At 40.0% G+C, this 21,352-nt stretch carries 18 protein-coding genes; 8 read left to right on the forward strand and 10 right to left on the reverse strand.

Annotated features, from left to right (window positions below):
* Positions 1-37: 37 nt before the first annotated feature.
* A complete protein-coding gene (locus tag FTU34_RS00440) occupies positions 38-1,090 on the forward strand; it encodes a DUF1176 domain-containing protein (RefSeq protein WP_180034542.1) in 1,053 nt (350 codons plus the stop codon).
* A 79-nt stretch (positions 1,091-1,169) separates the two neighbouring features.
* On the opposite strand, the gene FTU34_RS00445 is transcribed toward FTU34_RS00440, so the two are convergent.
* Positions 1,170-1,937, reverse strand: a complete 768-nt coding sequence (locus FTU34_RS00445) for a hydroxymethylpyrimidine/phosphomethylpyrimidine kinase (RefSeq protein ID WP_180034541.1) — start codon at positions 1,935-1,937, stop codon at positions 1,170-1,172.
* A gap of 98 nt (positions 1,938-2,035) precedes the next feature.
* On the opposite strand from FTU34_RS00445, the gene FTU34_RS00450 reads away from it, so the two are divergent.
* A complete protein-coding gene (locus FTU34_RS00450) occupies positions 2,036-2,707 on the forward strand; it encodes an HAD-IA family hydrolase (protein WP_180034605.1) in 672 nt (223 codons plus the stop codon).
* A gap of 28 nt (positions 2,708-2,735) precedes the next feature.
* On the opposite strand, the gene FTU34_RS00455 is transcribed toward FTU34_RS00450, so the two are convergent.
* Positions 2,736-3,185, reverse strand: coding sequence for a hypothetical protein (locus tag FTU34_RS00455; RefSeq protein ID WP_180034540.1), 450 nt, complete (start codon positions 3,183-3,185; stop codon positions 2,736-2,738).
* 298 nt (positions 3,186-3,483) lie between these two features.
* Between FTU34_RS00455 and FTU34_RS00460 the strand changes: the two genes are divergently transcribed.
* The gene (locus FTU34_RS00460) at positions 3,484-4,650 is read left to right on the forward strand and encodes a low temperature requirement protein A (protein ID WP_180034539.1); all 1,167 of its coding nucleotides are present in this window, start codon (positions 3,484-3,486) and stop codon (positions 4,648-4,650) included.
* Between the two features lie 954 nt (positions 4,651-5,604).
* On the opposite strand, the gene FTU34_RS00465 is transcribed toward FTU34_RS00460, so the two are convergent.
* The 7 genes from FTU34_RS00465 to FTU34_RS00495 form a co-directional block, all read right to left on the reverse strand.
* Entirely contained in the window at positions 5,605-6,012 is a 408-nt protein-coding gene (locus tag FTU34_RS00465; RefSeq protein WP_180034537.1) for a Tox-REase-5 domain-containing protein, read from the reverse strand.
* A gap of 586 nt (positions 6,013-6,598) precedes the next feature.
* On the reverse strand, positions 6,599-7,285 hold the full coding sequence (locus FTU34_RS00470; RefSeq protein WP_180034536.1) for an immunity 52 family protein: 687 nt from the start codon (positions 7,283-7,285) through the stop codon (positions 6,599-6,601).
* A 14-nt stretch (positions 7,286-7,299) separates the two neighbouring features.
* Positions 7,300-7,938 (reverse strand): Tox-REase-5 domain-containing protein, encoded by a 639-nt coding sequence (locus tag FTU34_RS00475; protein ID WP_111886111.1) that lies wholly within the window; start codon positions 7,936-7,938, stop codon positions 7,300-7,302.
* A 283-nt stretch (positions 7,939-8,221) separates the two neighbouring features.
* Complete coding sequence (locus FTU34_RS00480; RefSeq protein ID WP_180034535.1) at positions 8,222-9,169, reverse strand: IS5 family transposase; 948 nt, start codon at positions 9,167-9,169, stop codon at positions 8,222-8,224.
* A gap of 214 nt (positions 9,170-9,383) precedes the next feature.
* Complete coding sequence (locus FTU34_RS00485; RefSeq protein ID WP_078191110.1) at positions 9,384-10,667, reverse strand: ribonucleotide-diphosphate reductase subunit beta; 1,284 nt, start codon at positions 10,665-10,667, stop codon at positions 9,384-9,386.
* 407 nt (positions 10,668-11,074) lie between these two features.
* Positions 11,075-11,248 (reverse strand): hypothetical protein, encoded by a 174-nt coding sequence (locus tag FTU34_RS00490; protein WP_180009865.1) that lies wholly within the window; start codon positions 11,246-11,248, stop codon positions 11,075-11,077.
* 135 nt (positions 11,249-11,383) lie between these two features.
* Positions 11,384-14,215, reverse strand: coding sequence for a ribonucleoside-diphosphate reductase subunit alpha (locus tag FTU34_RS00495; protein WP_180034534.1), 2,832 nt, complete (start codon positions 14,213-14,215; stop codon positions 11,384-11,386).
* Positions 14,216-14,803: 588 nt separating this feature from the next.
* On the opposite strand from FTU34_RS00495, the gene bfmR reads away from it, so the two are divergent.
* Positions 14,804-15,520 (forward strand): response regulator transcription factor BfmR, encoded by a 717-nt coding sequence (gene bfmR, locus FTU34_RS00500; protein ID WP_067764711.1) that lies wholly within the window; start codon positions 14,804-14,806, stop codon positions 15,518-15,520.
* Positions 15,521-15,564: 44 nt separating this feature from the next.
* On the forward strand, positions 15,565-17,226 hold the full coding sequence (bfmS, locus tag FTU34_RS00505; RefSeq protein ID WP_180034533.1) for a sensor histidine kinase BfmS: 1,662 nt from the start codon (positions 15,565-15,567) through the stop codon (positions 17,224-17,226).
* A gap of 92 nt (positions 17,227-17,318) precedes the next feature.
* Here bfmS and FTU34_RS00510 read toward each other — a convergent pair whose 3' ends face one another.
* A complete protein-coding gene (locus FTU34_RS00510; RefSeq protein ID WP_180034532.1) occupies positions 17,319-17,675 on the reverse strand; it encodes a hypothetical protein in 357 nt (118 codons plus the stop codon).
* Between the two features lie 557 nt (positions 17,676-18,232).
* Here FTU34_RS00510 and ndhC point away from each other — a divergent pair.
* From ndhC to nuoC, 3 genes are all read left to right on the forward strand, one after another.
* Entirely contained in the window at positions 18,233-18,781 is a 549-nt protein-coding gene (gene ndhC, locus FTU34_RS00515; RefSeq protein WP_078192295.1) for an NADH-quinone oxidoreductase subunit A, read from the forward strand.
* A gap of 6 nt (positions 18,782-18,787) precedes the next feature.
* A complete protein-coding gene (locus tag FTU34_RS00520; RefSeq protein ID WP_078191105.1) occupies positions 18,788-19,465 on the forward strand; it encodes an NADH-quinone oxidoreductase subunit B family protein in 678 nt (225 codons plus the stop codon).
* Positions 19,466-19,552: 87 nt separating this feature from the next.
* Positions 19,553-21,340: an NADH-quinone oxidoreductase subunit C/D gene (gene nuoC / locus FTU34_RS00525; protein ID WP_078192294.1), complete on the forward strand. Its 1,788-nt coding sequence runs from the start codon at positions 19,553-19,555 to the stop codon at positions 21,338-21,340.
* Positions 21,341-21,352 lie beyond the last annotated feature (12 nt).

The following is a 21,352-nucleotide window of genomic DNA, read 5'->3' on the forward strand; positions in this document are numbered from 1 at the left end:
TAAGATGGCTCTAATATAATTATTTTGAGCCAAAGACATGAACAAAAATAATGTCATCTGGCAACTTCTATTGGGCTACGTTGCTGCATTGGGTTGTAGTGTGAGTTTTGCTCAAATTCAAGGAAATTATTTTTCACATAAGGATTGGGAAATCGCTTGTGATAATACGGGGACTTGTCGCGTTGCAGGTTATCAGGCTGAGGGCAATCAGCCCGCTATTTCTGTATTATTACAACGTGCTGCGGGCGCTCAAGCACAAGTCAGCGCACGAGTGAAACTCGATCCTGAAACGTTAAGTGCGGCAAATAAACCACTTCAACTTTACACTTTAGGTAAAAATCAGGGAACTGTGCAGCTTGATGCCAAAACTGCCGAAGGTCAGTTAAGTGCAGCTCAAACTCAAAAACTGATTCAAGCCTTACAAGCCAATCAACCGATTGTGTGGAAAGGCAACAACAAAACATGGTTATTGTCCGTGCAGGGTGCTAGTGCGGTTTTGCTCCGTATGGATGATTTTCAAAAGCGCATAGGGACAAATTCAGCATTATTACGTAAAGCCAATAGCAGTTCGGCCAATGTACTCAAACCGAAGAGTATTCCGAAAGTGTATATTCAAAATTATAGTAAGGGCTTACAAACACGGTATGCCGTCAATGCGCCCACAGCCAAACAATTATTTGGATTGATAAAGAAAAAAACGACAGTAGAAGATTGTCCTCAACTCTTTGATGCAAATTTCTTAGAGGATGATCGAGTCGTGGTGTTTCCAATCAATGGAAAAAATGCCTTGGTCGAAGTGCCATGTTGGCGTGGGGCATATAATAGTGGTAATGGCTATTGGTTAATGGATCGAAATTTAAAGCAAATCAAACAATCCGTGACCTTTTCTGGAAGTGGGTTTAGTGAAGGACAAATTTTCTCCAACCAACGTGGACGAGGTATTGGCGACTGTCATAGCACGGGGGAGTGGTCGTGGAATGGTCAGCGCTTTATCCAAACCTATATGGCAAAAACCACACAGTGCAAAGGATTTGCTGGTGGTGCATGGGAAATTCCAACTTTGGTCTATCGAGTTCAACTCGACTCTTAATTTGAAAAAGCCCTGATATTCAGGGCTTTAAATGATGCAGCGTTTTATTCTATCGGGTTTAAATAAATAACCGAGTACTTTAAAAACGTTTTGGAATTTTCTGTCCTCCGACAACTGGTGATTCAGCGATTTTCAACACACCAAATAGCCATGTTTCGGCATGATGAACAGCCGTTTTGAGCTCATCACCTAAGGCTAAACGCCCTGCAATAAAACTCGCCAATGAACAGCCCGAACCATGATATTCCCCATCCAGTCGTGGACAACGGGTTTCAGAGACTAATTCACCCTGAACGTACAACGAGTTTTGGATATAGTCAGGCGTATTTTCATGCCCACCTTTTACTAATACCGCTTGAGCACCCATCGCAAAAAGTTGCGCAGTTGCTTTAGAAATATCGTCTTCACCTGTGAGCGCACGTAATTCTACGGTATTGGGTGTAAGCACAGTGGCAAGTGGAATCAGTTCTGCAAAGGCTTTGACCAAAGTTGCTTGATCGCCCAAAGAACCACCACTATTGGCAACTAAAACGGGGTCGAGAACATAATGATATTCGGGATGTTCACGTAAAAACTCAGCGAGAGCCGCGATATTTTCAGTTGTTCCTAACATTCCTGATTTTACACAGCGAATAGGGAGGTCACCGACGACAGCATGTGCTTGAGCCAACAATAACTCACGAGAGGTCGCTTCAAACGAATACACTTGTTGTGAGTTTTGAACGGTTAATGCTGTACACGCAATGGCAGCATGTGCACCACTTTGACCAATGGCTTCAATGTCCGCTTGCAGTCCTGCACCACCTGAAGGGTCAAGACCTGAAAAGCACAGTACAGTAGGGCGCACAATGATGTCCTTATTACACAAAATTTGCGATAGTATAGGCAACTTTGAGCGAACACTCGATAGTATTTTTGCAGAAGTGAATGGATAAGGTAAAAGCTGTGATTAAGAATATATTGATCGATCTCGATGGAACATTAACAGATCCAAAAGTTGGCATTACCACTTCAGCACGCTATGGACTGGCGAAAATTGGACATCCCATTTCGGATGAGACCAATATCGATTGGATCATTGGACCACCTTTGAAAGCCTCTTTGGCCAAAATCCTCAATGTCGATGTGCATAATGTACTTGCAGATCAGGCTTTACTAGGTTATCGCGAGCGCTTTGCCGTTACCGGTTTATTTGAAAATAAAGTCTATCCTGCCGTTGCCGAAACTTTAGCAACTTTACAACAGCAAGGTTTTCGCTTGTATGTTGCTACAGCAAAGCCGACGGTCTATGCTCGCCAAATTTTAGAACATTTTGATTTGGCACAATATTTTACTGTGATCTATGGCAGTGAACTGAACGGTGAGCGCACCAACAAAGGCGATTTAATTGAATACATTTTGCAGCAAGAACAGTTGGATGCGAAGGAATGTGTGATGGTGGGAGACCGTGAGTACGATATTTTAGGCGCACGCCGTAATGCAGTGCAGAGTATTGCTGTGAGCTATGGTTATGGTAGTGCAGAAGAAATTCAAACGGCTACACCGGCACTGGTGATTGATCGTTTTAACGATTTGATTTCGAGTATTGAGCAATTGCAGCAGCAGAAAGTGTCATAGTTTGATTTACCCTTGCGAATGAAGCTGATTATTTAAAGATAATCAGCAAAATCAGAAAGATCACCCCACAGAAAAACCATTTGAGCAAAGGTGACTCATCATTTTTGATGGTTTCTGCTTCGAGTGCGATACCATGTTTGTCGTAAACAAATACAAAATGCGCATTTGCGCTTAGAGCCATTTCTTGAATGGCTTGTAGCTCGAGTGCGCTGACTTCTTCACTTAAGCGTTCTTTTAACTGAATAAAAATAACCGGCTGTCCAAACTCATACCACTTGAAGTGGATCTGTTGTATGAGTTGGTTGAAGCACTGTTCTGCAATATGATAGTTTCGGACAAAACTTCCGCGTTCTATAAAAGCCAAAGGGCAGTTTTGTTCAGCTACAATTTGATGATCACGCGTTAAAACTTGCATTTGATCATAATGGATCTGTACCCAAACTGCGTCAGGAAAAGACGCTAATTTTTCTTTTAACATCACTTTTAGTTTTCATTATTATTTTAGTGGATAGCATTATGTCATTAAAATTTAGAGAAAAATATAGCTGAGATATAAAAAACACATCGATCTATCGAGTTTTTATCTTAAACGTCTTTCGCAGTTTTATTACTTTAAATTTTTACTTCCATAATTGAAATATCTAACGCTTAAGTAGGTTTTTAAAGCCATTATCCCTTTTCTAGAAAACTGTTTCTCATCTGATTTATGTAATCGATCTTGTAACTATTTCAGGCTTTTGAAAAAATTCAGACAGAAAACAATAAAGCTGAATGCTATGTCCAAATCATTTTTATTCCTTACTCAGTGGCTCAAACCTTTGCACCCACGTGATCCACATGAGCATCATCGTGTCGCGACCTCTTTAGAATTGCTTTTTGACTTGATCTTTGTTGTCGCGATCGCAACAGCAGGGCAGCAACTGCATCATGCCATTGTTGAAAATCATTTGGCTCAGGGTTTAACGCTGTATGGCATGGTGTTTTTTGCTTTGTGGTGGGCGTGGATGAACTTTAGTTGGTTTGCCTCGGCATATGATAATGATGATGCGCTCTATCGAATCTTAACTTTTGTACAGATTATTGGTTCTTTGGTCATTGCTGCAGGTATTCCAAGCGCATTTCAAAAGCAGGATTTTGACGTAATTGTGATTGGTTATGCCATTATGCGTCTAGGCTTAGTTACGCAGTGGTTTCGCGTTGCAAAGCATGATCTGTCCCGTCGGAAAACTGCATTACGTTATGCTTTTGGCATCATACTGGTACAAGTCGGGTGGCTGCTCTTTCATTTTTCGCCGCTGCATTTCACCGTTTATCTTTTCATTTTGCTCGCAATTGCTGAACTGTCTGTGCCAGTTTTTGCAGAGGCTGCAAGCCGTACACCTTGGCATGCGCATCATATTGCTGAGCGATATTCACTGCTCACCATTATCGTTTTAGGCGAATCTATTGTCGGATGCTCGATTGCCATAACCGATGCATTAACAAATCAGCGTTTTAGTACTGAACTGATCTTTTTGATGGTGGGCGGCCTGATGATGATGTTCACTATGTGGTGGTCTTATTTTGATACCAGTATTGCAGAGCGTTTAAATAGCCGCAAAATGGCATTTACTTGGGGGTATGGACATTTCTTTGTCTTTATTAGTATCGCGGCGATTGGTGCTAGTTTAGCTGCGGCAGTCGATGTGGTTTCGCATGAGGCACTGATTAGTTCTGAAAAAGAAAGCTACTTTGTGGCGATCAGCCTCGTGATTTATACGACAAGTTTATATTTACTCCATGAATTGCATCATCAAAGTGGTTTTAGAAAACTTTTATATCCTTTAACCGTGGTGATTGTTTTGTGTATTCCGTTGTTTATCACACCCGCAGGTTATGCAATATTTGCGATGGCAGTGGTATATGCACTGCGTTTGATGTTTACAAAATGCTATTTAAAATGAAGGTTTATTGTCATGGTTCCGTCTGCGATGAAGGGACTATGACCTTGGTTTGATGATGGTATTCGTCCGTAATCTTCATAACGACAGTTATTTTTAGCTTGTCTATTGTGTAGTTTGAATGTGAGGAAGGTGTGATTTGAACAAATAAGAAAAATAAATATATCTCTTAATGGTGTACTCCCAAAGAAGAATGGAGAAAAATAAGCTCATAGGGACGTAAAGAAAATAGCTGTTTTCTAATCTTGATAGAAAAGCCAATGGAATAGTGAATAAAATTACTAAATAGAGTAAAGGCAGGTGATATTTTCGTTGCCATATTCTCCCGTGGATCAACTCATGGTCAAGACTAAATTGATCTCTATTTGTAATAACTTCGGGGATAGACTGCATAAATTCTGGTTGTTTGAGCAGTACTTTCACTTTCTTTCGTACAAGATATCCATCAATTAAACAGTAGCTTATGAAGATGATGGACATTGTGTGATCAAAAATGATAAGGGGGTAAAAGCATATGCTGAATATGACCAAGATATTAAATGTTAGGGCTCTAAAATAGCAGTGATTACATGTCGTTGTTGCAGTAATGAGTGTGACTGGAAGCGTAATGATGGTTGCGATAATGAGTAAGTAAAAGCTTTCTATGAGGAGATAATAAATGCTGAAAAGAAACCCCATAATCATGACGCATATCCAAGACCTATAAATCAGTGAATTTTCTTTTGCTGTTGTATTTATTATTATTTCCATTATTTACTCTCAAATTTAAACCCTCCGAAGAGGGTTTTTCCCAGTTGGATTATTAATATACCATGTAGAAAAAATAGGATCGATTACAACAATTTTTTTTACGATTTCTTTTAATGTGTTCAACTGCGATTGAATATCACTGCCTGATGATGGTAGCCGTTTAAAAAAACGAGTATTAAGAAAAAATTCGCTCATGTTCGATCCTATTTATAAAGACATGTATATAGAGGACACAATAAGCCCTCCATTACTATCAAAGAATGTTTTTGCTTCTCTCTCATAAAAATACCAAGTAGGTTTTATTGTTTTATATGGAGTAATTACAGTTTTTTCCCTTCTAGCTTCTAAAACTAACCCATTAAAAACATCCATTTTTAGAAATCTAGGTTTTTCAGGGTCTAAAAATTGTGAATATTGTCCTTTTGCTTCGACCAAAATACAATCTATTGGCCATAGCCCATCAAATGATGTACCAACTAAATTCCACTCTTCGATTGGAGTAGTAGCCTTTGTATTGCCATCGGCTATATATGGCGTATAGGAGTTAAATGTTAAGGGATAACTAGATAAATTTGATATTTTTATTTGATACTCTGTATTAACTTCGGCGCCCATAGAACGCTTAATCAGATGTTTATTACCTAACTGATAGGCTTCACACTTATTGCATTGCTCTTACTTGGTTCTATCTTTAGTGAGCTCTTTATAAATTAGAAAGTATGGATGGCAAACTGAGTTATAGTATGATTCCTGTGGAACCGATGGACATTACAGTATGGATGTTTAATCCTAACATTGAAGCCATTTCTGAGAACCTACAAAATCTTTATGATTATCTAAAAGATTATGCATCTTTTACGAATAAAACTGATTGGATGAATTAGTACATTAACAGTATTGCACCTATCTACCAAAAGCAGAGCCAAGTTGATTCAATGATGGGTCAAAGCTTTGATTTATTTTTTCAGAAAAAAGATGAATATTTTTTATGGACATATCCCGAATACACAAAATACAACCTTAAAATTCAAAGAAATTTCAACTAAATTGCTTTGCTTAAAAATTAATCATAGATGGGGCATGAATCAAAAAATCCCGATCAGAAATGATCGGGTTTTTTCGTTATGTCATATGAGTATGATTTAAACTAATAAATGAAAATAATTGTCTATAACACCTATTACTTTGATTTTAGGAATTGCTATTGCTCAAAAAAATCCTCAGGTAATTCAGCTTCAGGAATCACTCCTAGTTCAACTAAGGCTAAAGAGTTTTCTTGTACTTTTTTCTTCATTTCATCTGATTCATCTGCCCAATGCTCATCAAAAATTAGAATAGTTCCTTTATTTAGAGGGGTATCAACATCAACAATTTTGTAAAGGTGGGGTATTAATTTTTCATCTATTTTAATGGGGATATAGCAAATGGAAGTCGTTTCTAACCGATGTGGAAAAACATTGATATCTCCAAAAAAGTCGCTATTTAGATATACATAATCATTCTTAGGATATTCTAATACGACTTTAAAAAGTTGAATTATTTGCTCAAGAGTCAAGACTTTTTTGAAAGTCATAACTAAACCTGTTCTATCGAAACTAAAACTCGCAAAAAGCTCTGTTTCTAACGATCCATTCCAGAGCCCAAAAATTTCAAAACTGTCTTCTTTTCTATGATTAAACAAATATTTTTTCGATTTTTCTGAAGGGAAAGGATAGTCTAAAGGTGGTTTTGAGCTAGTTGCATTATTGATATACCAAGTCTTAAAAATAGGATCAATTTTTGACAGTTCAGATATAATCTGCTCAACTTTTTCTATTTGTTCAATTATTTCATTATCATTATTACCAAGAATTTTTGGTATTCGTGTACTAAGAAAATACTCTCTCATACTGAAATCCTATTTTATAAAGGCATAAAAATTGTTGGCACTATGTTGCGACTGAAACGATCAAAATACACTTTAGTTTCTTCTTCATAAAAATACCAATTCAACTTTGATGTTTTAAAACGACTAACAACACTTCTTTGGCTAGTTGCCTCATTACGCATTTTTAGAAAAATATTATTTTTCATAAAATCAGGTTTACCTTCTAAAAATTGAGCATAACGCCCTTTCGCTTCGACAAGTATACATTGCATTGGCCATAGCCCATCAAATGAGACTCCAGATAATACCCACTCTTGTATTTCTGTTGTTTGTTTTGTATTTCCTGAAACAAGATATGGATCTGAAGCTTGGAATGTTAGAGGGTAACTTGATAAGTTGGCTATTTTAATTTGATATTCAGTATTGATTTCATTACCCATTGGGCGTTTTATTTGATGCTTATTACCTAATTGATAAGGTTCACATTTATTACAACGCTGTTGTTTAGTTATATCTTTACTGACCTCTTTAGCTAAAACAACAGCAGCCATACCTTTGGCAGCTTCAACAGCAATCGTCGTACTTCCTGCTGTAGCACCTCCTGTTGTGCCAGTTGCTGCTCCTCGGCCTCCAACTGTAGCTAATCGCCCTAAGCTTATAAGGAATCCTACCATTTAATTCTCACTTAACTCATGAAACTCTAAAGTAGACAATAGGTCTTTTCCTCTAAGATTTGACCCATATATAAATTTTTGTACATCTAGATCCTGGAGAAGATCTTTCCTCAAGATGGTATTCCATACAATAAGTTGTGAAATTACTTCGTTATCGGTTAATAACAATGAAATCAATAAATCAAAACTTTCATAAATTGCTGGCTTTAACTTTGCATAATTGACTTGATACGGCTTTGTTGCACAAAGACTTGAAATACAAAGCCCCCTAATTGAGCCAAATTTAAGGCGTAACTTGGGTAAGTGGTCGACCTAATTCCGTAAATCTGTTGAGGACTGCTAAACGTGCATGAATTTCATTGACTTGGCTATCAAATTTTCTTGCACTGAGTTTATCCCCCAATAATTTGATGCAATGCATCTTAGTTTCGACCAAACTTCGGCAATGATAGCCGGACCATTTTTTCCATAATGTCCTGCCTGAGAAGCACTGCTTCGCAAGATTAACCGTTCGAAGTAATTCATTTCGCGCTAGCGAGCTGATCTTTGTATCTTTCCATGGTTTCGCATTTTTTCTAGGTGGAATCACCGCATGCGCTTGCCGATCTGCAATGACCTGACGACATTGTTTGGTGTCATAAGCGCCATCGGTATAAACAGAGTCAATCTGCTCATCTTGTGGAATCTGATCGAGTAAATCACCAAGCACTTGTGAATCACTCACATTATTTGTAGTGAGTTGAATGGCGCGTATTTGAAGGGTTTCAGCATCTATACCAATATGAAGTTTACGCCATTGGCGACGATATTCAGGTCCATGTTTCTTGCGTTTCCATTCGCCCTCACCTAGAAACTTCAAGCCTGTAGAGTCCATAAGTAGATGTAGCCCATAGCTACTTTTTTGATAGCTGATTGCAATATCAATATACTTTTGTCTTCTACAAAGCGTACTGTAATCTGGCGCTGTCCAATTTAATCCGCAAAGTTTAATCAGACTTTGCACAATGCCAGTGACCATACGTAAAGACAGACGGAATAAGGATTTAATCATTAAGCAGCATTGGATGGCTGCGTCGGAGTAGGTTTGATTTCGTCCTTGTTTGCCTTTTGATGGAGCATACCATTGCGTAGTAGGATCAAACCAAATGGCAATATTTCCGCGACTCATGAGTGCTCGGTTATATGCGGGCCAATTGGTTGTGCGATAGATTTTGTGTGTAGGCTTCTTCATTTGAAAATTATATCGCTGAAAAAGCCTTTACAGATAGGTTTGTGCAACAAAGCCCATCTATGTGTAATATAAATATTTAATTAAAGACTAGATCGTATATTTTAAAAAAACCGCCAATTTATGGCGGTTTTTTGATCAATAACAACTTATGTGTCGCGCAATGACATTTTATGTGTCGCAAATGACAACTTATGTGTCGCGTAATGTTTATCAATTACCAGCTTAACGCACCACCAGTTTGGTAATCCGTTACGCGAGTTTCAAAGAAGTTCTTCTCTTTACGTAAGTCCATCATTTCTGACATCCACTGGAATGGGTTATTCACACCAGCAAATTGTTCAGGCAAGCCCAATTGGCTTAAACGACGGTTACAGATGAACTTCAAGTATTCTTCCATCATGCCTGCATTCATACCCAATACACCGCGTGGCATAGTGTCACGTGCATATTCGATTTCAAGCATCGTACCTTCAAGAATCATTTGAATGATTTCTTCTTGGAACTCAGCAGTCCATAGGTGAGGGTTCTCGATCTTGATTTGGTTGATCATGTCGATACCAAAGTTCAAGTGCATAGATTCATCACGTAAGATGTATTGGAATTGCTCAGCAACACCATTCATCTTGTTACGACGACCCATAGACAAGATTTGGCTGAAACCACAGTAGAAGAAGATACCTTCAAGTACGCAGTAGAACGCGATCAAGTTGCGAAGTAAGATTTGGTCGTTTTCAGGTGTACCTGTTTTGAACGTAGGATCACTTAAAGATTGTGTATATTTCAGACCCCAAGCTGCTTTACGAGCCACTGAAGGAATCTCACGGTACATGTTGAAGACTTCGCCTTCGTCCATACCTAAAGATTCGATACAGTATTGGTAAGCGTGCGTGTGAATCGCTTCTTCAAATGATTGACGTAAGATGTACTGACGGCATTCAGGGTTGGTAATGTGACGGTAGATTGCAAGAACCAAGTTGTTTGCAACCAATGAATCCGCAGTCGAGAAGAAACCTAAAGAACGCATAACAATGGTACGCTCATCTTCGGTTAAGCCATTTTCAGACTTCCAAAGTGCGATGTCATGGTTCATGTTCACTTCTTGCGGCATCCAGTGGTTTGCACAACCGTCTAGATATTTTTGCCAAGCCCATTCGTATTTGAATGGTACAAGTTGGTTTAAGTCAGCGCGGCAGTTGATCATCGCTTTATCGTCAACTTGAACACGCTGAGCACCCATTTCTAGCTCTTCTAAGCCAGGTGCAACGTCTAGATTTTCTAGAGCGTTAGATGCTCTTGCCAACGGATCGGTTGGATCTGTTGGTCGATTTGTACTGGTTCGAGCGGGTTGTGCAGCTGCCAAATTCGGCGATGAGTGCTGTGCATTAGATACCACTTGCGAATCAGTCGTTTTTTGCGGTTCGACGGGCGCAGGCTGGTGAGCTTGTGCAGCTTGTTTCGGTTCATCATCTTCGAAATCGTCCCAACTTAGGATAGACATAAACAGTTCTCTCTTCGTTGCTTTATATCTTTTATAGACATCCAGCGTCGCTGAGATGTCCTACTATACGCTCAATTTGTGTAAGCAAAATTAAGTTTTGTCGATCACTGCTCTAAAAGTGTTCGGTAGAGCAAATATCCCCACTACTTATTTTGATTACGCGATTTATATGCCTTGAACCAGAAATAGGCGATCGGGACATAAAAAGTCAAAATAAAGGAAACCACCAAAGCAATAAGCCCTAACTGATAGTTATGCGTCATATGTGGCATGGTGGTTTCCTTTTTTATTTATCTTCTTTGAATCCTCCCCAAACCCCTCCTTTAATAAAGGAGGGGCTTCACGTGAATTTAAATGCTTCACGGAAGTCCTCCTTTGCAAAAGGGGGACTTAGGGGGGATTTATTATTAAGCAACTACCTGGGTAGTTGGCTTAATGTCTTCAATATTTTGCTCATTCGTTTGGTTTATGGAAACAAATATTGCTACTGAGCAAGGAAGTAAGCATGTGAAGCAAAAGGTTTGAATTTCTTTACGTACAATGCGAACTTTCTTTTTAAATTCTTTGAGCTTTTTCGACATGTTCTTTTCCTCTAAGGGAATCAATCATAACGAATTAGCAATAAAGTGAGTTCTTATGCTAACCACTCATAAGAATCAACCATTGCTAATACCGCAATAATGAGAAAATCTCGGTTGATTCCTAAATGGGTTAACTTACTGACAAGCCTCACAATCAGGGTTGTCAATTGAACATGCCATTGGCACTGGAGCTGCTTGACTAAAACCTTCTTCTTCAGCAGCAACTTCAGCTTTAGGCTCTTCTTTCGCAACAGCTGTTACAGGTGCTGCAACAGTAGCAGGCTTAACTGCGTTCAATGCGCCAGTGTTAATGGTTGATTTCTCAGCAGAAGTCGCACCCAATGCACGTAGGTAGTAAGTGGTTTTTAGACCACGTAACCATGCCATTTTGTACGTCATATCAAGTTTCTTACCGTTTGCACCAGAGATGTAAAGGTTAAGAGACTGAGCTTGGTCGATCCATTTTTGACGACGTGATGCAGCATCAACAATCCAACGTGGCTCAACTTCGAACGCAGTCGCGAAGATTGCTTTAAGCTCTTCAGGAATACGTGCAATTTTTTGAACCGAACCTTCGAAGTGTTTCAGGTCGTTGACCATTACAGAATCCCAAAGACCGCGATCTTTTAACGCACGTACTAGGTACGGGTTGATCACTGTGAATTCACCAGAAAGGTTAGATTTCACATACAAGTTTTGGAAAGTTGGTTCGATTGACTGTGATACGCCACAAATGTTCGAAATGGTTGCAGTCGGTGCAATCGCCATCACGTTGGAGTTACGCATACCGTCTTTTTGAACTTTAGTACGTAAACTATCCCAGTCCAAACGTGTTGTACGGTCAACTTCGAACATACGGTCAGGACGAGCTTTTTGTACGATATCTAAAGAGTCAATTGGCAAGATACCTTGATCCCAAAGTGAACCTTTAAATGTCTCGTAAGTACCACGTTCAACTGCCAAGTCGCTAGACGTTTGGATTGCGTAGTAAGAAATCACTTCCATCGATTCGTCAGCGAACTCAACCGCAGCATCAGAACCATAAGCCAATTTCATTTCGTATAAAGCATCTTGGAAGCCCATGATACCCATACCTACTGGACGGTGTTTCAAGTTCGAGTTACGCGCTTGAGGAACAGCGTAGTAGTTGATGTCAATTACGTTATCGAGCATTCGAACAGCAGTTTTAACTGTACGAGCAAGCTTTTCACGATCTAACACACCGCCTTGCACGTGTTGTACAAGGTTAATTGAACCTAAGTTACATACTGCGATTTCATCTTCGTTAGTGTTCAGCGTAATTTCTGTACACAAGTTAGAAGAGTGAACTACACCAACGTGTTGTTGTGGTGAACGTAAGTTACATACGTCTTTGAATGTGATCCAAGGGTGACCAGTTTCAAACAACATAGACAACATTTTGCGCCATAAGTCTTTCGCACGGACTTTCTTATGTAGCATGTTGGTTTCTTTCGCAATGCCTTCATAGTAAGCATAGCGTTCAGCAAATTCTGCACCTGTTAGGTCATGCAAATCAGGTGTTTCAGATGGTGTGAACAGAGTCCATTCAGCATCTTCGAATACACGTTGCATAAACAAGTCAGGAACCCAGTTCGCTGTGTTCATGTCGTGTGTACGACGACGGTCATCACCTGTGTTCTTACGAAGTTCTAGGAATTCTTCGATGTCCAAGTGCCAAGTTTCAAGGTATGCACATACTGCACCTTTACGTTTACCACCTTGGTTGACTGCAACAGCAGTATCGTTGGCAACTTTAAGGAACGGTACAACACCTTGTGACTTACCATTTGTACCTTTGATGTACGAGTTAAGCGCACGAACTGGTGTCCAGTCATTACCTAAACCACCCGCCCATTTAGACAACATTGCGTTATCACGCATTGCGCCATAAATGTTGTAAAGGTCATCTGAAATCGTTGTTAAGTAACAGCTAGATAACTGTGGACGTAAAGTACCAGAGTTAAATAGAGTAGGCGTAGACGCCATGTAATCGAAGCTAGACAATAAGTTATAGAATTCGATTGCACGTTCTTCACGATTTTCTTCGTTCAATGAAAGACCCATTGAAACACGCATGAAGAATAATTGTGGTAATTCGAAACGTACACCATCTGAGTGGATGAAGTAACGGTCAAATAAAGTTTGTAGACCTAAATAAGTAAATTGGTTTGAGCGTTCTGGTTGAATCGCAGCAGCCAATTTTGCAAGGTCAAAGTTAAGTAGTTCTGGAGAAAGAAGATCAAGCTCGATACCTTTCTTCAAGAAAGTTTCTAAAGCATCGCCTTCATTCGTGTCACTATCTAAACCTAAGAACTCTAACCCTGTAGCAACAAGGTCATTACGCAATAAACGCGCAGTCACATATGTATAGTTTGGTTCTTGTTCGATACGTGTACGAGTAGCCATCATCATGGTCGTTGATATGTCTGACTCTTTTACGCCGTTATAAAGGTTTTTTACAGTCTCATCGATAATCGCTCGAACATCGATGCCTTCTAAACCTTCAGCTGCTTTAACAATATTTGCCTCAAGTGCGCCAAGATCAAGCGGTTTAAGCTGACCGTTTGAACCTGTCACTTGTAAAGTAGGGTGGTGGTGAGCACCAGTTTGTTTACGAGCTTCGGCACGTTGTTCGCGGTAAATCACGTAAGAGCGAGCAACTTTTTGCTCACCTGTACGCATAAGCGCAAGTTCAACCTGATCCTGAATTTCTTCAATATGAATGGTACCGCCAGAAGGTAAACGACGGTTAAAGGTATTCAATACCATCTCAGTTAATTGAGAGATACGGTCATGAATACGGCTGGAGTCAGCGCTTTGCTGGCCTTCAACGGCCAAGAACGCTTTACCAATCGCCACAGAGATTTTTTCTGCATCAAAAGGTGCAACGTCACCGGTGCGTTTAATCACCTGAATTTGACCAGGGGTTGAATTCGTTACGCTCATGCTAGCATAGCTCCATTTGTCATCTATTTTTATGTTAGGACCGTTTGAACTGGGCAATTTTTATGCCACAGTGTTTGAGGTTTAAACACAAGACCTAGTGGTTTAAAAATTTATTGAACACAAGATACGGGAAAATTCAGGGTATATCAATATTGACATTTTACTAAATGCTTTGAACTTTTCTGGCAGAAATCCATCTCAAAAAATCCCTATTTTTTATCTTTGTTATATATGCCTTATCCGACAAGGGCATAGCATAGCAAAGTCGAAAAAGAGTGCTTATAGATAACATTGTGGATAACTTCAGAAAGCCTAAAAAGTTGTGAATTAATCAGTCAGTTTTTATTCGATGAAAATGTATCCAAATTTATAATTGTTGCTATTGTGAGCAATAGGGCGTGGAAATGATTGGTAAATACGGCTGCAAAAATGTAGCAGGTTAAAATTTATTACAAAATACGATATTGATGTATCAGTTTGGTGAATGCCATCTTGTTTACAATGTAAACGTGTGTATATTGCAAACTATGTTTAAGCGTATCTATCGGATTTCAAATAGGATACGCCCAATCAAATAAGGGGCAATCAATGAGCCAAGAAGAAAAGTTACCTAAAATTTTAATTGTTGAAGACGATGAGCGTCTTGCTCGTTTAACTCAAGAATACTTAATCCGTAACGGACTTGAGGTTGGGGTAGAACCAGACGGTAATCGTGCGATTCGCCGTATTATCGCTGAACAACCAGATATGGTATTACTCGACGTGATGCTTCCGGGTGCTGATGGTTTAACCATTTGTCGTGAAGTTCGTCCACACTACCATCAACCAATTTTAATGTTGACTGCACGTACCGAAGACATGGACCAAGTGTTGGGTCTAGAAATGGGTGCAGATGATTATGTTGCAAAACCTGTTCAACCTCGCGTTTTACTTGCGCGTATTCGTGCATTATTACGTCGTACAGACAAAGCACCAGAAGATGAGGTTGCACAGCGCATCGAATTTGATGATCTTGTAATTGATAATGGTGGTCGTTCTGTCACACTCAATAATGAGTTGGTTGACTTTACCAGTGCAGAATATGACCTTTTATGGTTGTTGGCATCTAATGCGGGTCGCATTCTTTCTCGTGAAGATATTTTTGAGCGTCTGCGTGGTATTGAATACGATGGTCAAGACCGTTCAATTGACGTGCGTATCTCGCGTATTCGTCCAAAAATTGGCGATGATCCAGAAAATCCGAAACGTATTAAGACCGTACGTAGTAAAGGTTATTTATTCGTAAAAGAAACCAACGGCATTTAATGTAAAATACCGTCCCTTAGTTTGGCAAAGTAGGACACTTTTACGTGTTTAAACACAGTATATTTTTGCGCGTTTATGCAGGGCTACTGATTTTAGTCTTTTTAGTCGCTACATTTGGCTATTTGCTGGTGCAAATCATAAACTACCAGCGCGCGCAAGAATATCGTGAATCGCTTACTGACGGTTTGGCTTTCATTATAAGTGAAGGTATTGCACGTCAGCCAAATGAACAACAAAAGTCAGATTGGGTGTCAGATGCATCCGATCTACTTGAGTTGCCTATTTATTATGTAAAAGCTAATCAGGTTGATTTAACCCGAGCGGAAACAAAACGTATAGAAGAGCGTAAAGCTGTAGTGCGTTGGGACGCACAAACCACAGCAGCTTATATTATTATTGGCTTAAAAGATGACCCTGCACATCTACTGTATATAAAAGCCGATAATATTTCAGAACGCCAAATGAAAGCATTGCCTGTATTTATACTGGATTATTTGGTGTATTACCCTGGTCAAGAAAAACAATATCTTGAAAAAATCCAACATCATTTTTCTTATCCAATTTCAATTCAAAATGTTCAAAGTTTGCCTTTAGATTCTGAGCAAATCGGCCGACTACGTTTAGATCACAGCATTATTTTGTATCGTGATAGTGCGACTGAGCGCGGCACGACCATTTCGATCGTATCGCCAATTCCAAGCTCAACTTCAGAAGTCTTGGTCATGGGGCCGGTACCGCTATTCAATTGGATGCCTTTCCAGTTGGCAGCAGGTATTACGCTACTGAGCTTATTTGTGTTGAGCTTGGGTGTTTATGGCCTATTGGTGCCGATGCAACGTAAGTTACGTGCTGTAAATTATGCGTTAAATAAAATGAAGGGCGGGGACTTATCTGTGCGTCTGCCTGTCGAAAGTACCGATGAATTTGGTACCTTGGCATCGAGCTATAACTCGATGTCGGATCATATTGAGCGTTTAATTGAAGCGCAGCGTGAGTTAATGCGCGCGGTATCGCATGAACTGCGGACACCCGTGGCACGTATTCGCTTTGGTGTTGAAATGATGGCGGATGAAGATGATTATGACTACCGTCAGCAGCAAGTCGAACAGATTGATAAAGATATTGAGGCTCTAAATACTTTAATTGATGAAATCATGACTTATGCCAAACTCGAACAGGGCATGCCATCTTTAGAATTTGAAGATGTTAGCTTGTTTGAAGTTTTAGATCAGGTCCTGATAGAAACTGAAGCCTTAAAGACTGGGAAAACCTTGGAATTGCAAGCACCACCAATTGGAGTGGTTGTGGAAACCGAGCGTCGCTATTTACACCGTGTTGTACAAAACTTGGTGGGGAATGCAGTGCGATATTGTGACGATAAAGTGCTGATTAGTGGTGGTGTGAATGATGAAGGTATGGCTTATATCTGTGTTGAAGATGATGGCCCCGGTATTCCAGAAGAAGATCGTAAACGTATCTTTGATGCTTTTGCACGTTTAGATGATAGTCGCACACGTGCCTCAGGGGGCTATGGTTTAGGCTTATCGATTGTTAGTCGCATTGCATATTGGTTTGGCGGGACTATTGATATTGATGAAAGTCCAATATTAGGTGGAGCGCGTTTCACCATGACATGGCCTGCAACTCGTTTTAAGAAAAATAAACCGAAGTTAGATGTTAAAGAACCGAGTACCAATGAAAATTAAGTAAGCTTAGATATGTAGCTAAGCTGATTTTAGTGAATGATAAGTATAAAAAGCCATTCAATTTGAATGGCTTTTTGATATCAGTTTTCTACTTATTCCGTAATTGTTGCATCGGGTTCAATAATAGGTTTGCCATTTTTTAATGCGGCAAGAGCATCTGCATTAAAATCGATGAGTAAGGAGTTGTTTTTAGCATTGATAGAATAATTGCTAATAAGTTTTTGATCACCGTTTAAAGTTTCAAGTTTATATTCATCTGCAATATTCATAATCCCGTTAAGGTTGGTTGTTGCAGAAGCTAAATCTTGTCGTAACAACTCATAGATATCACGTAAATCAAAAATGGCATTTTGAGCATCAGGATGCTTATCTAAGTAGCTTTTAATATGGTGAATCACCAATTGTGCAGATAGAAAATAATCAGGTTTATGCGTAAATTCTAAAGTCATTATTGTCTCTCCGTTGTGATTGCTTTTTGTGTTTTAACTACAAATATCACACTCTTTGTGGGTCGTGTCAAAGAATTGCAAAAAAGTCACAAGAAGCTAAAAAAAGACTTTTTTCTTTGTGCTAATTCAACTTGTTTTTCATTTTAGGGGTAAGATCAAAGCTAATAGATGGAATCAAACAGGCAAACAATTTGAAACAAGATGGAATTTATTTAATAAATGATATGGCCATGAAAATTTAATACATGAGCTAAAAGTTGAAGGATTTGTTCATGAAACTGAACAGTCATAATTTTCTGTTAAAATCGCATAAATGTAATAATTAATAAAAAAATAAGATCTAATCTAATTAAACGATTAATCCTAAATTTAAGGGAGTAAACCCAATTTAAATGCTGAAATGATTAAAAAATCATCCTAAAGACGAATATCGATAAGCTAGCAAGAAGCCTCCTCAATCAGGTACAATTGGCGGGATTAATTTTGTGTTTGGTGTATTTGAAGGCCAATACATACATTCTTTGTTAATAAATAGGCCTGCCAGGAGTTATCCCCGCATGAGTGCCATTACTCCATACGATTGGGCAATTATTGCCTTCGTGATCGGCGTTACATTCCTTTGCGTCTTTATGCTGACCGTCCCTTTACTCCTTGGGGGTAAATCATGGGGTCGTGCTAAGCAAGAGCAGTTTGAGTCAGGTGTAGTAGGTGCTGGTGGTGCACGTATTCGCTTGTCTGCGAAATTCTATTTAGTTGCGATCTTCTTCGTGGTGTTCGATATCGAAGCACTTTACCTTTATGCATGGGCATCTTCTGTTCGTGAAACTGGGTGGGTTGGTTTTGCAGCTGCAGCAGTCTTTATTTTAGTTTTACTTGCTGGTTTGGTTTATGAATTGTCTTCTGGTGGTTTGAATTGGTCACCTTCTGACAAGCGTAAAGCGGCGGGAATTAAACCTAAAATTGGTTCGCCAAATATGGATATCGCAGAAATCACACGCTTTAACTCTATTGAAGAGTTGGTTATGGACCCTACAGGTCAAATTCCAGCGCAATCATCTGGTCGTGTGAAATCTAAGTCACCGACTGCATCATCTGACAAGGAGTAAGACGGGATGAAATATACATTAACCCGTGCGAATCCGGATGCTGATCAATATCCACTTCAAGAGCGTCAAATCGTTACCGATCCGCTTGAAGAAGAAGTGAATAAAAATGTGTTCATGACTCGTTTAGAGGATGTTGCACATACAGCAGTAAACTGGGGTCGTAAAAACTCAGTTTGGCCGTTTAACTTTGGTACATCTTGCTGCTACGTAGAGTATGCAACGACTTTAACAGGCGTGCATGACTTGTCACGTTTCGGTGCCGAGGTTATTCGTGCTTCACCACGTCAGGCTGACTTGATGATTGTTGCAGGTACATGCTTCATGAAAATGGCGCCTGTAATTCAACGTTTGTACGAGCAAATGCTTGAGCCTAAATGGGTAATCTCAATGGGCGCATGTGCAAACTCTGGTGGTATGTACGACATTTATTCAGTTGTACAAGGTGTGGATAAAATCATCCCTGTCGATGTGTATATCCCGGGTTGCCCACCACGTCCTGAAGCTTTAATTCAGGCATTGATGTTATTGCAAGACCAGATTCAACTTGAGCGCCGTCCTTTATCGGCCGTGATTGGTGATGATCTTAAGCCAGTGTATAAGCCAAAGATGATGCCAGAACGTGACCGTAAGAACGCACAGCGTATTGCAGTGAAAAACTTACGCTCAATGGATGAAATTAAATAATCACTGCGACGAAATATTGATACACCCGGACTGGGTGTAATTGTCGTTTTGATTGACTGAATTTGTATTAAATAGGAAGCCAAGCCAATGGCTGAAACTGACATTGCTATGCCAGAATCAACTCCAGTTGATTCCCGCCCTGCATTTGCAATTGTAGAAGAGCTCAAAACCAAATTTGGTGAGAACTTCTACGTGCAAACGACTTTTGAAGACTTTCCAACAGTCTGGGTTGAGCGCGCACGTGTACAAGAAGTTTTAATGTTCTTGCGTACGGTGTCACGTCCATACGTGATGCTGTTTGACTTGTCTGCGGTTGATGAGCGTTTACGTACACACCGCGATGGTCTGCCTGCATCTGACTTCACTGTGTTCTATCATCTGTTATCGCTTGAGCGTAACAGTGATATTCGTATTAAAGTTGCATTGAATGAGTCAGATTTGAACATTCCAACGGCAACCAACATTTGGCCAAATGCCAACTGGTACGAACGTGAAGCTTACGACATGTTTGGTATCAACTTCGAAGGGCATCCAATGCTCCGTCGTATCTTGTTGCCAACATATTGGGAAGGTCACCCGTTACGTAAAGAATATTCTGCACGTGCGACTGAATACACGCCTTATCGCCAAAACCAAGCGAAACAGGATTACGAACAAGAACATCTTCGTTTCGTACCTGAAGATTGGGGTATGAAGCGTGGGAACGATGATGAAGACTTCATGTTCCTAAACTTGGGTCCTAACCATCCATCTGCGCACGGTGCCTTCCGTGTGATCTTGCAGTTGGACGGTGAAGAAGTGAAAGACTGTGTTCCTGACATCGGCTATCACCACCGTGGTGTGGAAAAAATGGCTGAGCGTCAAACATGGCACTCATTCATTCCGTATACAGACCGTGTTGACTACTTAGGTGGTTGTGCGCAAAACATGCCTTACGTTCTTGGCGTAGAGCAAATGGCAGGGATTACCGTTCCTGATCGTGCACAATGTATCCGTGTCATGATGTCTGAATTGTTCCGTATCAATAACCACTTATTGTTCATTGGTACTGCGATTCAGGATGCCGGCGGTATGACCCCAGTATTCTATATGTTCGCTGACCGTCAAAAAATCTATGACGCGATCGAAGCGATCACGGGTTACCGTATGCACCCAGCATGGTTCCGTATCGGTGGTACAGCGCACGACTTGCCAAACAACTGGCAGCACCTCATTCGCGAAATCCTAGATTGGATGCCGAAGCGTATGAACGAGTACTACACTGCAGCACTTAAAAACTCAGTGTTTATCGGTCGTACCCGTAATGTTGCTCAGTATGATGCTAAATCTGCATTGGCTTGGGGTGTAACGGGTACTGGTCTACGTGCTACAGGTATTGATTTCGATGTTCGTAAATACCGTCCTTATAGCGGCTACGAAAACTACGACTTCGATGTGCCTTTAGAGTACGAAGGCGATGCTTATGCACGTGTTCTTGTTCACTTCCGTGAAATTGAAGAATCGCTGAAAATCATCAAGCAATGTTTAGACAACATGCCTTCTGGTGCATACAAAGCAGACCATCCACTGGCTGTTCCACCACCAAAAGATAAAACTTTACAAGACATCGAAACATTGATTACGCACTTCTTGAGCGTGTCATGGGGTCCTGTAATGCCAGCAGGCGAAAGCTCTGTAATGGCGGAAGTGGTAAAAGGTGCGTCGAACTACTACTTGACTTCAGACAAGTCAACGATGAGTTACCGTACACGTATCCGTACACCAACCTTCACGCACTTACAGCAAATGCCTTCTGTGATTAACGGCAGCTTAATGTCTGACTTAATCATTTATTTAGCGACAATTGACGTCGTAATGGCTGACGTGGATCGCTAAGGGGTAATCGCA

It is taken from the genome of Acinetobacter sp. YH12094 (genome assembly GCF_013419295.1).
In the GTDB taxonomy this organism is placed as follows: Bacteria; Pseudomonadota; Gammaproteobacteria; order Pseudomonadales; family Moraxellaceae; genus Acinetobacter; species Acinetobacter amyesii.